The sequence below is a fragment of the Carboxylicivirga sp. M1479 genome, assembly GCF_007097485.1.
GTDB lineage: Bacteria > Bacteroidota > Bacteroidia > Bacteroidales > Marinilabiliaceae > Carboxylicivirga.
In genome coordinates this window covers 1-14,999 of sequence record NZ_VKDE01000039.1, presented here as the reverse complement: position 1 = coordinate 14,999, position 14,999 = coordinate 1, and the positions used below count along the sequence as shown (strand labels likewise).

The 14,999-nt window shown below is 35.3% G+C and carries 12 protein-coding genes; 9 read left to right on the top strand and 3 right to left on the bottom strand.

Annotated elements, in window-relative coordinates; all coding sequences use genetic code 11:
• Window positions 1–97: 97 nt before the first annotated feature.
• The 5 genes from FNN09_RS21220 to FNN09_RS18965 all read left to right on the top strand — a co-directional run bounded on the left by FNN09_RS21220 (window position 98) and on the right by FNN09_RS18965 (window position 6,405).
• Window positions 98–1,870 (top strand): methyl-accepting chemotaxis protein, encoded by a 1,773-nt coding sequence (locus FNN09_RS21220; RefSeq protein ID WP_185969068.1) that lies wholly within the window; start codon window positions 98–100, stop codon window positions 1,868–1,870.
• 1,640 nt (window positions 1,871–3,510) lie between these two features.
• Window positions 3,511–4,212, top strand: coding sequence for a hypothetical protein (locus FNN09_RS18980; protein ID WP_143304069.1), 702 nt, complete (start codon window positions 3,511–3,513; stop codon window positions 4,210–4,212).
• Between the two features lie 99 nt (window positions 4,213–4,311).
• Window positions 4,312–5,019, top strand: coding sequence for a phage integrase N-terminal SAM-like domain-containing protein (locus FNN09_RS18975; protein WP_143304068.1), 708 nt, complete (start codon window positions 4,312–4,314; stop codon window positions 5,017–5,019).
• A 202-nt stretch (window positions 5,020–5,221) separates the two neighbouring features.
• The gene (locus tag FNN09_RS18970) at window positions 5,222–5,710 is read left to right on the top strand and encodes a tyrosine-type recombinase/integrase (RefSeq protein ID WP_143304067.1); all 489 of its coding nucleotides are present in this window, start codon (window positions 5,222–5,224) and stop codon (window positions 5,708–5,710) included.
• A 164-nt stretch (window positions 5,711–5,874) separates the two neighbouring features.
• Window positions 5,875–6,405 (top strand): hypothetical protein, encoded by a 531-nt coding sequence (locus tag FNN09_RS18965; RefSeq protein ID WP_143304066.1) that lies wholly within the window; start codon window positions 5,875–5,877, stop codon window positions 6,403–6,405.
• Between the two features lie 970 nt (window positions 6,406–7,375).
• On the opposite strand, the gene FNN09_RS18960 is transcribed toward FNN09_RS18965, so the two are convergent.
• On the bottom strand, window positions 7,376–9,265 hold the full coding sequence (locus tag FNN09_RS18960) for a serine hydrolase (protein ID WP_143304065.1): 1,890 nt from the start codon (window positions 9,263–9,265) through the stop codon (window positions 7,376–7,378).
• Window positions 9,266–9,382: 117 nt separating this feature from the next.
• Window positions 9,383–9,790, bottom strand: coding sequence for a hypothetical protein (locus FNN09_RS18955; RefSeq protein WP_143304064.1), 408 nt, complete (start codon window positions 9,788–9,790; stop codon window positions 9,383–9,385).
• 148 nt (window positions 9,791–9,938) lie between these two features.
• On the opposite strand from FNN09_RS18955, the gene FNN09_RS18950 reads away from it, so the two are divergent.
• From FNN09_RS18950 to FNN09_RS18935, 4 genes are all read left to right on the top strand, one after another.
• Window positions 9,939–10,706 carry a LytTR family DNA-binding domain-containing protein gene (locus tag FNN09_RS18950; RefSeq protein ID WP_143304063.1) on the top strand — a complete coding sequence of 256 codons (768 nt, stop codon included), beginning with the start codon at window positions 9,939–9,941 and terminating at the stop codon, window positions 10,704–10,706.
• Between the two features lie 226 nt (window positions 10,707–10,932).
• Window positions 10,933–11,577, top strand: a complete 645-nt coding sequence (locus FNN09_RS18945) for a hypothetical protein (protein ID WP_143304062.1) — start codon at window positions 10,933–10,935, stop codon at window positions 11,575–11,577.
• A 78-nt stretch (window positions 11,578–11,655) separates the two neighbouring features.
• Window positions 11,656–12,150, top strand: a complete 495-nt coding sequence (locus FNN09_RS18940) for a hypothetical protein (RefSeq protein WP_143304061.1) — start codon at window positions 11,656–11,658, stop codon at window positions 12,148–12,150.
• Between the two features lie 428 nt (window positions 12,151–12,578).
• Window positions 12,579–12,920: a hypothetical protein gene (locus tag FNN09_RS18935; protein ID WP_143304060.1), complete on the top strand. Its 342-nt coding sequence runs from the start codon at window positions 12,579–12,581 to the stop codon at window positions 12,918–12,920.
• Window positions 12,921–13,204: 284 nt separating this feature from the next.
• On the opposite strand, the gene FNN09_RS18930 is transcribed toward FNN09_RS18935, so the two are convergent.
• Complete coding sequence (locus FNN09_RS18930) at window positions 13,205–14,419, bottom strand: NAD(P)/FAD-dependent oxidoreductase (protein ID WP_143304059.1); 1,215 nt, start codon at window positions 14,417–14,419, stop codon at window positions 13,205–13,207.
• Window positions 14,420–14,999: the final 580 nt, after the last annotated feature.

Sequence of the window (14,999 nt, the reverse complement as noted above, 5' to 3'; positions counted from 1 at the left end):
ATTCATTGCTAAAGTATATTTTTTTATAACAAAAAGGTTTCAAAAACATGATTTTTTTCACACTTTGCAACATCTATTAGCAACGCAAACAACAAGTATGAAGTGGAAAGATCTTAAAATACGCTCCAAAATAGGAAGCGGTTTTGCTATTATAATGGCCGTAGTACTAACACTAGGCATACTTATTTTCGTTAACCTACAACGAATTAACAAAGGCATTAACGAATTAACCTCTACCTACATACCCATTGTAAGAGAAGCTGGCAAACTGGATCGTTACTGGCACGAAACACGCGAATTTGCTCGTTCTTACGACTTTACAGGGCAGTTGTATTACAATGAAAGAGCCGAAAAAAGCTTTCAGAAGATGAATGCAGCACTTAATGAGTTGCAAGTTGTACTTAATAATGATTTGAGTCTGATGGCAGATAATGGTGTTGACATGGATCTACTCATTCAGCAGACTAAACTATATTCAGACATTACCAAAGACTATTACGCCAACTTAAAAACATCCAATGAACATAAACTCAGCTTTTTGACATCTATAGCCGAAGCTCGTCAAAACAATAACTCCAATACCCAATGGGCCATTGGCCAACTCAGCCAAGTGTCTACAACTTTATTCCACAAGCAATCGGAAAGAAATTTCTCTAACATAGAAACGTTAGTTGAAGAGTTCAGAACCATTGAACAACAAATTAGCAATAGAAACTACCCTATTAGTGTTAGCCACGAAATAGAGAGTGCCACCAATAACTTGCAGGCCTATTTATCCAATTTACGCCAATTAAAAACTCTCGAGTTAAAACAATTTGAACTAGCCAAAAGCATTATGTGGGAAGTGGGAGCCACATCGGATGTTGGCTTAGACATGATGATGAAAATGGGTGGCGAAAGCGCCCAGATAATCGAATTACAAACAAAAACTTTAACATACGCTATTATTGTAGTGGTACTTATCTGGTTTAGCTTGGTATTCTTTTTATCAAAAGCCATTGCCAGTCCTATTGAAGAAAGTATTGCCCTGGCTGAAAAACTGTCCAAAGGCGATTTAAATGTTGCGTTTACTGCCAAAAGCAAAGATGAAGTTGGAAAGTTAGCTCTAGCACTCAACACCATGGTTACCAACCTTAAATCAATGGTGCAGCAGGTTAGTAAAAGCGCACAGCAAATAGTGAATGCCAGTACACAGCTTAACGAAGGAGCCGGCGAATTGGCAAGTGGCGCCACACAACAGGCCTCATCAACCGAAGAGGTATCATCATCGATGGAAGAGATGTATGCCAACATTCAGCAGAACACTGAAAATTCAAAGTCGACTGAACAGATCGCCAATCTAGCAGCAAAAGGGATATTCGACAGTAACGAAGCGGCAAAAGTATCCAGCCGCTACATCGAGGAAATAGCTGAAAAGATCAACATTATTAGTGATATAGCCATGCAAACAAATATTCTATCGCTCAATGCTGCGGTAGAAGCAGCACGTGCCGGACAAGAAGGACGTGGTTTTGCGGTGGTAGCAGCCGAAGTGCGTAAACTGGCCGAGCGTAGCCAAACGGCTGCCAATGACATTACATCGGCATCGAGCGACACCCTGGAATCGTCGCGCACAGCCACTGGCAAGCTCGATTTGATAACGCCAGAAATTGAAAAAACAGCAGCTCTGGTAAAAGAAATATCCACTGCTTCAATGGAACAGCTGAGTGGTGTGCAACAGATTAACAATGCCCTTCAACAGCTCAACCAAATAACACAACGCAATGCCGCCAGTGCCGATGAAATTAGCTCTGCAGCTCAATCGCTCGATAGCTTATCACACGAATTAGAAGAAGCCATTAGTTTATTTGATAAGAAGAACGAGGAATAATACAATAATCGATTGATGGGGAATAGCTCAACTTTACTAAGTACCAAGTGCTATGTACTAAGTGCTAAGTTTAGCTACTCTCCATCAGTTCAGTGGACATCTCTACCTGAGGAACATTGATATACCTTTCATCTTTTACTACGGATGCCTGTTTTTAAAAGGAGCTTGTTAAGATTATTTTTCAAATACAAGCCTCAGCATAATGCACATGGATAAAGTGATACCAATGTTGTCCTAATTAATCCTATCACTTGGGCTATCCGCCCAAACCGGACTTAAAAACTAAAACGAATAAGAATACTCAATTCTTAACCGTTCCGATATTATTGATCACAAAGACGGATCAATAATTTTTTTGTGGACAAAGAAATAAACAGTGTACTTTCTAATCAATGATTTTACAAAAAAAATCGTGATTCATTCTTTTGGGTGATACAACAGGAAGTATAGAGAAACAATTAGTACGGTAAGCACAAATAATTCACTGCCCTAGTGCCGGGCTGGCACATCCTTTTCAAAAAAGGATGCAAAACCTGATTGAAAGAGGTGATTGCTACGCACCAGAGATGGATTTATTGCTTCATGCTTAAGGCTATCGCCTTGCAATGCCACAATATCCACTCTTATCACTGGCTTTCAATCGTTCGAAACCTTGTTTCGATTGGGGCGGGTAGCTCAGCATGATGAATAAGCTCTACTGGCTCATTATTTAGTCAATTAATTAGTTTTTCACCCTTTACCTTTGGCTATCCTCCTTTCCCCACTCGAAATGCAATTTCGACAGTGCGGTGGCTTGTTCCATTGGTGGGCATGCGAAAGCGTGAATAATGATTAATTTAATTGAACATCAAAGGGGCTTGACCTACTTTGATTGTGAAATTGATTAATAATTAGAGCGTGTGGTAGCATCAATGGGACTAGCGTTTTGTTTCTTTTGGGTGATGCAAAAGAAAGGAAAACCATCTCACAAAACAGGGTATTTCATTGCTTCCTTTCGTTACAAATTATATTAATCCACAGAAATATCCGCTGATCCCGCATTTTGATTAACAAACGGTATAGCTGTATTGCAATAGCCCAATTTGACATTTTAGTTGGCATTAAAACTCACTTATCTACCACTTCCTGCTCTTCGGTTAAATCATACTCTTACTTATATGACTCATTTGGTTCTTCGGTTGAGTCATCCGCTTACTTATATGGTTCTTTCGGGCTGTAGGTTGATATTTTCTGTTCTCTATTTAAGTTGATCGGAACGTAGGTTGTCGCTATCGAGTTGTAGGTTGACATTTTCTGGACTTCGCTTAACTATATCTGGAAGTCGGTTGACATTTCCGGACTTCCGCTTTATCAAATAATGCATAGCTTTCAATCCATTGTTAATAACTACAAATATCGTTCACTGCGTATTTAACATGCATACATGTTAATGCTAGATATTGGGGTACATATATTGTACTCAACACCCCATCTACCTATTTTATCAAGCACACTAACAGCATTTTGAAATACACCACTCAAACAATTTAACTCTTATAATAAAAACAAAAATCAATGTCAATGATATTTATCTTATCAATGCAATATTTATCATATTACTTTCACATAACAGTTAAGAAACTAAACCTTTTTCTACAACTATGGAAAATAATACTTTATTCAACTTCTCGATAGCAGAGTTGTGCCAAAGAAGCGATAAGCTACAGGCATCGTACAAACGCGACGAGGCTGAATTTACTAACTATGGTTATTCACCCGACACCGCAACTACTTTGTTTGACAAAACAGAGGTGGTAAAACAATTCCCATCTGATGATTATTACGAAGGTGAGCAGCGCATTGTAACAAATGCTAAAAAAATAGCCAGCGAAAACCTGACTAATAACTTATGTGACCTACGCAACAGAGCACGACTAACATACGGCAGTAACTCTGTAGACTATAAAGCGTTCAATTTTAAAGGCCTAAGTGATATTTCGGACAATGAACTAGTGCAACGCGCCCTGCATATAACACAGGTAGCCACACCACGCCTAGATACATTGGCAACTCGAATGGTGACACAAGCTAGCTTGGATCTTATACTTGCTGATCGTAAAATATTGGATGACCAAATAGATAAACAAGCCACATCTATTACCACCAGGCGCGAAAAGAAACTAGAACGCACACGCTTGGCCAATGATTTATATAAGTTATTGAGCGAATTAAGCGAAGTGGGGAAAATAATATGGAAAGGTAAAAACGAAGCTTATTACTTTGACTATGTTATTTATGGTTCAACCAAAGCAATAGCTCAACAAGACGAAGAAGTAGAGCTAGAACTTCCAGATACTATTTAATTAAACAAAACATGTTTCTTAACTATGGCCTCGTTGTTTATTCAATGAGGCTTTTTTAGTTTTTATGTTGTAAATTTCCTTATACCAACACGCAAGCTAATGACAGACATCCCTCAAATGACACTCAAAAAGAGTAAACACAGAAATCAAACAATTATTATTTTTGAGTTTGATTACAATCAGAAACTTATTGATCTGGTGAAACAACTACCCAATACATGCTGGAGTAAAACTAAGCAAACCTGGTATCAGGCAGCAGATAGCTTTAACCTTAATAAAGTGTTTATGCATTTTAAAGGTTATGCTTATTTGAACTACACGGCCTTACAAAACAATAAAACTAAGACTGTTGAGGATACTCCAAGGAGCCGAAACTACCCACACCGCCAAACCGTTACATTACCCAAAGGCTATGCCGAAAAACTTGAACAGAAGCGTTACAGCGACAGCACCCAGCGTACCTATAAGGCTTATATGAAAGACTTTATTTTTGCGTTTAAACACACTGATATAAAGGAATTTAAGCACAAGGAAATAAACACCTATATACTCGATTTGATTAGAAGACATAAAATTAGTCCATCGGAACAAAACCAACGGATTAGTTCCATAAAATTCTACTACGAAAAAGTGTTGGGGCGTACGAAAGTTAACTACGAATTTGAGCGTCCCAGAAAAACAAACCATTTACCTAAGGTACTTGCTAAGCATGAAATTAAACAAATAATCAATTGCACTAACAACATAAAGCATCGGTGTATATTAACCCGAGTTCGACATAAAATTTATTGCTCAGATCGCTTATAAATATTGAGTTTCAAGGACTATTTGTGAAGGCATAGCGGGCTATGTCGAACGAATATGACGTAGAAAATCGATGTTTATAAGTGAATACATTAACCTTTTCATTAAATAATCGATCTACTGCTCTAAATTTAATCGCCATAGTTTACTATGCCTCAGAAATTTATATTGTATATCAATCACTTAATGAAATCTGAGCTCTTAAATTTTAATCGAACTCGGGTTATTAGCATTAATTTATTCTTCAGGACTAAGGATTAGTGAGTTAATAAATTTGATGATTGAAGATATTATAACAGAACGGGGGCAAGTTAGAATAAGAAATGCCAAAGGTAATAAAGACCGCTATAGCTTATTATCACAAGCTTTACTGCAAGATTTACGCCAGTATTATAAAAAGTACCGACCACAAAAATGGCTATTTGAAGGACCCAAACCACAAAGCCAGTATTCGAGCAGTAGCGTTAACCGATTTTTAAAGGCAGCATCACTAAAGGCAGGCATTAAGCGTAGAGTTACACCTCATATGCTCAGACATTCGTTTGCCACCCACCTACTCGAACAAGGTACCGACCTACGCCATATTCAAACACTATTAGGACATAGCTCAAGTAAAACAACAGAAATATATACTCATGTATCGAACAAGCAGCTTAACAAGATTACGAATCCATTGGATGAACTACTTACTTAACCATAATAACTCAAGAATAATACCATATTAGCATGTATAATTGCATTTATATTTTTCTATATTTGAAATATCATGCATTGCATGTTAAAAAGGAGTTAGGCTTCATGTGACAACGAAATGAGTGCATTTAAAATAGAGAAATAACATTACTTTATAATAACTGAATGAGAGTTTTAACAACGATAGTAGTTTTTATTTTAGTCTTGTTGCCTACGAGAATGATGGCGACAGAACAAGAACCTGATTTATTAATAATTGGCAATGACACTTTATTGATAAAATCTTTTCCACTTGAGGATTTAGAACTAAAATTTAGACCGTTTGGACTAACTCAAGAGACAGCGCCAAGCACAGCCTGTTGGAGAGGTTACAGAGCGGTTTGGAGAGTTGAAAATGATAGTATTTTTCTAGAAGGGATTATCAGTTGTAGTACTGACTTTAGTATTCGACCGAAAATAAAGGAACAAGACATAAATGAATTTCTTGAGAAGAATAACCTAAAAAGTAAATTGGTGAATAAAAAGGTTTTTGCGGACTGGTTTTCGAATAATATGTACTATGTATCGAATAAACCTATAAAAAAGGGAATTTATAGTGCTTACCTGTTTGACGAACAGATGGCTTCATATATAAAAAAGAAGCACAAAAAGCTTGCTTACGAAATTAAAAACGGGATAATTAAAAAAATAGAATAAAGCACGAAAGCCTAACAAACCGTTATAAAGCATAAAGGGCATAGTGTAATTTGGTTGGTTTGTAGCATTGGCAACCACCGCCAAATCACTGATTTGGCTTTTAAAATGAAAAGTTAATACAAAATACAGCGCTTTGGCTATGCTAAATATGGAAAGTGTCTAAGGTAAAATCCCTTTACGCTTTATACGGCAGGCCGTTGTGCTTCATGCCATGACCGAATATATAAGTAAGAAACAAGTGAATGAATTTATATAAACCAATTGATTATTTGTATTATTTAATAGGCTCAGTTTACGAACTTATTAATATGGAAGCTAGTATCAGACCTTCACTGCCTGCAATGTTAGCTGCGGTACAAATTTTCAGTTTAGGAATTATACAAGCCAATTGGATTAAGGTTGAGAATAGTAATTTTCAATTTATATTTTACATGGTCGGATTTGTTTTGCTGATTATATTTAATCTTCTAAGATACAAAGAGGGAAGCTATCAGGTTCAAAAAACTAATTGGAGAACGAAAAGTACAGCAACTAAATGGACATATAGAACCATTTTAATATTGTATTTCGGACTCACTCTTTACTGTACGACCTCTATGAATAATATTTGATAAATAGAATTAACTAGTGCTTAGTTTTTGAAAATCATCAAACCAAACTAGTTGGATTAGAACCAAAATTTTATAAAGCACGAAAGCACAACAATAGCTATAAATCAGGTGGGACATTACTGTACTTCTCATGGTAGCTGAAGGTAGCGAACAACGCCAAATCGCTGATTTGTCTTTTAAAAAATGAAAAGTTAAAACAAAACTCAGCGCTCTGGCTCCGCGCATTTTGAAAGGAAAAATGGGCAACACCCCCACCCGCTTCATAGCCTGGCCGTTGGCGGTAATTGAGAAAATCGCTGAATTATTCCAAATGTTATAATACAGAAGGTGTTCGAAAACTATCGAACACCCTCCAGTTCTTAATAATTAAAACCAATTAAGTTATAATACATTAACCAAGGAATAAATAAAGTTGCTGCAACAATAATAAGCGATTGATAAATTAAACTTAAAATTTTAAACTCCTTATTCTTAAATGCTCTAATCAACAAATAAACTGAAACAAAACCCAATGGAATAATTACAAAAGGTAATACTAATGCAAATTTCATGAGTAAAGGGACATCATTAAAGAATTGCATAGGGTCGGTGGTAAATAGAGTGTAAGCAAAAACTACAATAAAAAGGATAATTAATGAGGCCAGCGAAAAATTGATTTTTTTAAGTAAATGTCTTTCTCTGTTGCGTACAAATAGTTTGCGTATGCCACTTGTAATTATATAAATTAATAGAATAAGGAAAATACTACCAATCCATACCCTTTGAAATTTAAGTGGTTCGTACCATTTTAATTTCTCATAAGCATATGAATCGATGTAGAAATTAGATATATCGCCTTTAGTGTTTTTACCAAAAGCTTGATGTCTATTATAATTACTATGGAATGATAAACCCGATATAGGAGTTAGTTTTTCTTGCCATTCTACTATTTCAAGGGTACTGTTGTTTGATACAATTTCAATTTCAGGAGCTAATCCTAATAAAACACCTATTTTATCTAATGTTGAGTGAGCATACCGTATATATCTATATGCACCGGTAAACATTTCTAATGGTTCATCAACAGTTCCTACTGTGGAAGTAATGCTTGCTGTTTCTTTTTGTACCATACAATCGGACATCAACCGTGCAAATAAATCATATGTAAATTGGTTCATAAGTTTTCGACTGTTATTCTGGCGTGCATTTGATGAATTTACGCAAATAAACACACCTAGATTTCTTTCCGGCACCAATCTTAACAAACTTCTAAAGCCTTGAATACCACCAGTGTGTTCGATAATTCTCAAATCATACCATTGCGATTCAGTAAAGCCTAATAACCAACCAAAATTAGCTTTATCGTAGTTTTTAAATGCTGATTGAAACATTTTAGAAACTGTACTGGAATCTAATAATTGAGTTCCGTTAAAATAACCATTGTTTAACCACATAGACATGTAATTCCCCATATCAGCAGCTGTTGAACGAAATGAGCTTGCAGGGTAGAAGTGGTGAAAACCGGTTTTGTATGGAATTAGATTTCCGCCGTTTTTCCAATAACTGGCCACATAGTTTTCTTCAAGTTCAGCTTGTCTTCTAAATCCACTATAATTCATATCCAAAGGATTCAAAATATTTTCTTTTACATACTCATGAAAAGGCATGCCTGATACTTCTTCAATAACAAGCCCCATTAGTGCATATCCGTTATTTGAGTAGGCTATTGCCTTACCAGAGGGGCGTAATTGTGGCGACATATGGCCTTTTATATATTGAGCCAAAGGAATCAACTTGTCCTCAGAATGAACGATTGTACCAATATTATTATCGTCAAAACCGGCGGTATGGGTTAGAAGATGCCTTGCGGTAATTGAATCATTGAACGGATATTTTAATTGAATGGATTTAAGGTAATTATTAACATCCCTGTCCAAATCTAATTTCCCATCTTCGCATAATTTCATAGCAGCAGTACCTACAAAGGTTTTAGACACAGAGCCTACGCCAAATATTGAGGTGTGAGCATCGACCGCATTCTTCGATTCAATATCAGTTATACCATAACCATTAAGGTGAAGGATTGAGTCGCCTTGTATTACTACAACGCTAGCCCCAGCAATATTGAGCGATTTTATTTTTTCTGTAAATGAAGAATCAATCCAAGTGTTTAATTCAGTTCTTTGTCCAATTTTTATACTAGCAGATAGTTCATGCTGGAATGAGAAAATCGAACATAACATTAATAAAGTTGCAATTAAGTGTTTCATGTTTATTTAATTTTAGTAATTATTAGACATAGGTATCCTAAGCTGTTAGCTACAAATAGTTCAGCCGGAACAAAAAATAGGTTCTTAAGAAGATGCTAAGTGATAATAAAATATGATTTAAGCAGAATTGAGGCTTTCTACCTTTTTCTTAATTAATGTTGATGCAATAAACCATAACAACAATGAGAATAGATAAATAATTATTCCGTAAATAGTAACAATCATGGTAACTTTTATAGCTCCTATTATCATTTCAGGAGTCAGCTCTAACCCTGTCTCGGTTCTTTCTTCAATTAGGCAAGACATAGTATACAGGCCAAGCATTTGTCCACATATACCAATTATCATAGCTAATAAGCCTATGACTTTTCCATGACTAATTCTACGTTGATATTTTTCGTGGTTTGTTTGTTTTGGATGAAACGTAACAATAAAATGAAAAATAAACCAGGCTGTTGTAATCACTAACAATATGGTTAAGGCGCTCATGAACTGCCATCCTCCTCTATAAAATAGTTCTTTCATAAATGCTAAAATGTACTATTATTAACACTGCCAAAATACATATCATAAGGCATTTTTTCAAGGTCGAATCCGTTTCTAAGTTGGTTGTTTGTCACCTCTTATTTGTAATTTTAATATCTTCGTCCAAATTAGCCAGTAGTAAAAAAAAATGAATGAAAAATTAAAAAAAGCTTTTTACCATATCGCATATTGGATGTTCGTCATTTTTGTTTTAAGCTTTGCCTTTCGCTCTTCATGGGGAAACAATACCCTGACATTTTTCTTTGTTAGTACACACTTTTTAATTGTTTTAGTAACTTTCTATTTTTTCAACTATCGCCTTGTTCCTAAATATTATCTTACTCGGCGGTATGCAAGATTTGCTTTTTATACTTTTTGTACTGCTATTGTATCTGCCTACTTTGTATTTGTAGTTATCGTTTTCGCTTATGTTAATATTTCAAACTTTACTTATACAATGCCAAATTCAACCTTATTTGTTCTGGTGAGCGTCGTATTGTATATGCTGGTTTTTGTAGGTTCCTTTTTGTCAATTATGAATAAATCGGTAGAAAATCAAAAAGTCATGCAAAATTTGTTGGATGAAAAAGAGAAAATGAAAAAATCGGTTCTTGAAATTATGAGCAACAGGAAAATGACAAAAATACCTTATGAAGATATTATTTACATTGAAAGCTCATCCAATTATATTAAGATTATCACTACTAATAATCAAATTGAGAGTAAAGAAAAAATTAGTGCGATTGCCAGCAGATTGCCCGATATGTTTTTACGAATTCATCGTTCCTTTATTATTAATACAGCACGGTTAAAAGAGGTTTCATCCAGTAAAGTTATAGTGGATGATATTGCTTTAAATATTGGGCGCAGCTATAAAAATGAGATTAAAGAAGTCTTAAATAAGATGTCGAATTAAGTAACAACTATCGCCAACAATGCATAATAAGTCATGTGGGGGCATGTGATTCGCAAAGGTTTGTGATCTCAATTTGTCCGCTCAATGCTTTTAAATCAACTTTAGAATATTAAATTAGTTGTTTGAAAAGCAATGGTCTTGGTGAGGAAAAGAAAAGGCGACAATTTCAATCCCCACACGCCTCATATGCGAGTCCGTTGGGGGCACATTTTAAGAATACAACCAAATGAGTTATACAAATAATAAATTCACTAAAGTAGTTAGTCAATATTCTGATATTCAACTTCAAGACATTATTGATAATCGTGAAGACTACGTAGATGAAATGATTTTAGCTGCAATAAATGAACTTGACAAACGAAATGCGAATAAAACAGAAATAGAAGAAATTAAACAAAGCGTAGAACTCAGAGTTGAATCCAACGAACTTTATGAACAAGAAAGAAAAGAACAAAGTGATAATCGATTTACGATTCCTATAAATCTGCCAAAAGAAATTAGAACTGCAGCATATTTATTATACCTATCAACTGCGATTGGAATAGTAGCAATGATTTTCTTAAGTGTAAAATACTCTGTAGGAATTAATATAGGTGAATTGGGTATAACAGTCCCTACATTTACCATTATGCTTTTTGTAGCCTATATGATTCATGCTGGTTATAAATGGGCTAGAAACCTATTCGTTGGCATGTTTATAATTGGAATGATTATACAACTAGCTTCAATATCCCACATGCCTATTTCGCCATTGAATATGTCACAAATTGTACTGCAAATAATGGCTATTTATTTCCTTTTCACAGCAGACGTGAGAAAGTGGTATAAAGAGCATGAAAGAGAATTCAAAACAACAACTAATGGAATTTAATATACTGAACTTATATAAAAACGTGCCCCAAATGGGGGATAGACGGAGTACTCCGTCTATCCCCTAGTTGTAGGTAATATGATGAATAAACCGCAAAAAATAATTGAAGAATTACTTATAATTCTGCTAGGACTTCGGATGAATATCCTTAATCCAGAAACAATAGTTTCTTATGCTGACCACATAATCTGTAGTGATGAAAATCCTGATTCTTTGTTTATTGACCTTTCATTATCATCAAAAAACAAGAATGAGATGATTCATCATTTGCATACCTATATTGAATTAAACAAAACTCATATTGACCAGAATAGAGTATTAAGTATTATTAAAATTCTAAACAAAGAAAAAATATTTAACCTAGAAAGTACTGTGATGGTGTTGTATAGATTAAATAACGAAATCGAAATTTATGGATTCGAAAGGAATGTAATATACAGACTTGACGACCAATATTATTTAGTATCTAACAAAATAGTAATGCAAACAATGGATGAATTGGAAACTGAAATATTTGATTTTCTCAGTAACTACAGTGAAAAGTCAGAAATACTAAATATATTGAATTGCTAAAGAAAATACTACCTACAACACGCTAGTATAAAGCAATTGGCGTTCGTGAGTAATTTCAATTTAGGTTGGGTTATTGAACACCGCCAAATCTTTGATTTGGCTTTAGAAATGAAAAGGTAAAAACAAATAAAAGATTTGGCTCAGAGAGTTTTTGGAGGTAAGGTTTCGTTAAATTGCCAATCGCTTCATCTAGCCAAACGTTGTAGCTCATATAAAAATAACCCCGGATCTATATGTTTTTATTAAGTAGTAGTAGCGTAATAAATTGGGATGCAATAATTGGAATTGTATCAATAATAATTGCATTAGGAGCACTAATCATTACACTAAGATTTAATTATTTAGAACGACGACACAAAAAACTTAGTGTAAAACCACTAATCAACACCTCGTGTTCTGTATTACAGGACGGTAAAATGGGAGTTTATATGTCGAATAATGGATTTGGTCCAGCAAAGATTAAACCGTTTAGGTTTAGATTTAATGGAACTCTATATCCAACTATTGGCGAATTGTTTAAAGTTGAATTTCCCAAAGCACTAATGAACGACCAGGTTACCTTGACTGATGTTCAAGTAACCAATACCAGTGGGGCGAAAATTATTGGTATTCAGAAAACAATGCCTTTATATGAAGCAAATTATATGTGTAAATCTGAACTTGATAAAAACGAATTATTCTACTTTACTTCACAGATTGAGATTTCATTCAGTTACTGTAACATATATGAAGAGTACACCCATGTTGGATACAAAAAGCTAAATGATTAAATATTGATTTTAAAATCATAGATAAAATACGAGCTACAACACGCTAGTATAAAGCATTTGGCGTTTGTCACTATTTGGAAAGATTGTAGCTTCGGCGAACACCGCCAAATCTTTGATTTGGCTATTGAAAAGTAAAAGATAAAAACAAAACCAACGCTTTAGCTACTTAGCATTATGAAAGGTATATTTGGCAACAAAACACTTTCGCTTCATAGCCGCGTCCGTTGGCAGCAAGCAATAACGTAATAATTTATTAGGCTAAAACGAGTCAAACTACAACACCACTAACCCAATTGCCCTGCCACAAAGCCGGTACTCCAGGCCGCCTGTAAGTTATAACCTCCTGTTATGGCATCAATATCCAAAACTTCACCAGCAAAATACAAGTTTGGCACCACTTTACTCTGCATGGTTTTCATATCAATGTCTTTGAGGCTAACACCTCCGCAGGTCACAAATTCGTCTCTAAACTTAGATATGCCTTTTACTGCATAAGTATCGTTGCTCAATATATTGGCAAGCTTATTTAGTCCTTTCTTACCAACTTCGCCCCATTTTTTTCTACTCGACAAATCGCATTTATCTAATAAGAATACCCATAATCGCTCCGACAATCCAAAGGGTTTAACATTGGCCAATAACTTATTAGGACTTTGCTGAACAATGGCGTCCAGCTCATTAAGCACATCATTCGTATTTTGCTGATTGCACCAGTTAACCTGCACATTAAAGTGGTAACTCATTTCGTTAATCTGTCGGGCTCCAAAAGATGATAACTTCAATATGGCCGGACCGCTCATTCCCCAGTGCGTAATTAGCAAAGGTCCATCTGACTTTAGTTTAGTTCCTTGAATAGATACCATGGCTTTATCAACCACCACACCCATCAATTTTCTTACCTTATCATCGGGCATATTAAAGGTAAATAACGATGGTACAGGATCTTCAATACGATGTTGCATAGCCTCCAGCCAATCTAAGCCACTACGTTTTGGCGATCCTCCGCTTGTCACAATCACCTTATCAAAAGCTTTTTTTGTGGATAGATCATCGGAAAAAGTTAATTCCAAACCGTCATTAATTTGCCGAATGGCTTTTACGCCTGCCTGCGTTTTTATATGCACGCCTAGTTTGCGGCACTCCCTTAAAAAGCAATCGATAATGCTCTGTGAATCTTGCGACACTGGAAACACACAGTTATCATCCTGAATGACTAAAGGCACACCACGGGACTTAAACCACTCCATGGCGTGTTTAGTATTAAACACATGAAACACTTTTTTAAGACTTCGGCCCCCTCTGGGATAGGCCTTACACAAGTCAGGTATGGAAGTACAGCCATTTGTGACATTACATCTACCGCCCCCCGATATTTTCACCTTTGATAATAGCTTACGCGACTTTTCAAAGATGGTAACCGAGGCATCCGGATAATTTTCTTTGGCGGCAATGGCTGAAAAAAAACCAGCTGCTCCCCCACCTATAATGGCAATATGCATGTGTGTATAATTTTGTTCTAATAACCTTAATCGATTTGAACTTTCTGCCTGCAATTCAATGATGAATTCATACATCAAAACAAAGAGCTTCACTATGGACGATCATTCAAGCAGTACAAAATTAGTATTTTATAAATAAGCCAGCCTAATCATTTTAGCATACCTATGTGGCTTTGCATCTAAAAGGAATTACAAATATCAATATGCGATACTGATTCTATTTTAGCAATAGCTAAAGTGATAAGGAATTAGCAAAACAATTTAAGCATCGTGATGTTGGTATAACAAAGGACCCAATAACATAATCCACTATGAAGTGGTCGTGTAAGTTTAGCATCTAAATTTTCACACAAAAGGATGAAATACGAAGTATTCATGAATTCCTTTGAGCGTAATGTTTGATGAATAAAAATTTACTTGAACGCTGCATGTGGCAACAGAAAGCAAAATATAAACACATCGTTAGTTTGTGGAATACCTAAATATGAGAAAACCAATTAGGAGTCAAACGTGATTTTTAACTTAGGCAAAAAGCTCCATCTGCTGCATTAACTTTAATAAACAGATAGATAAAATCTAA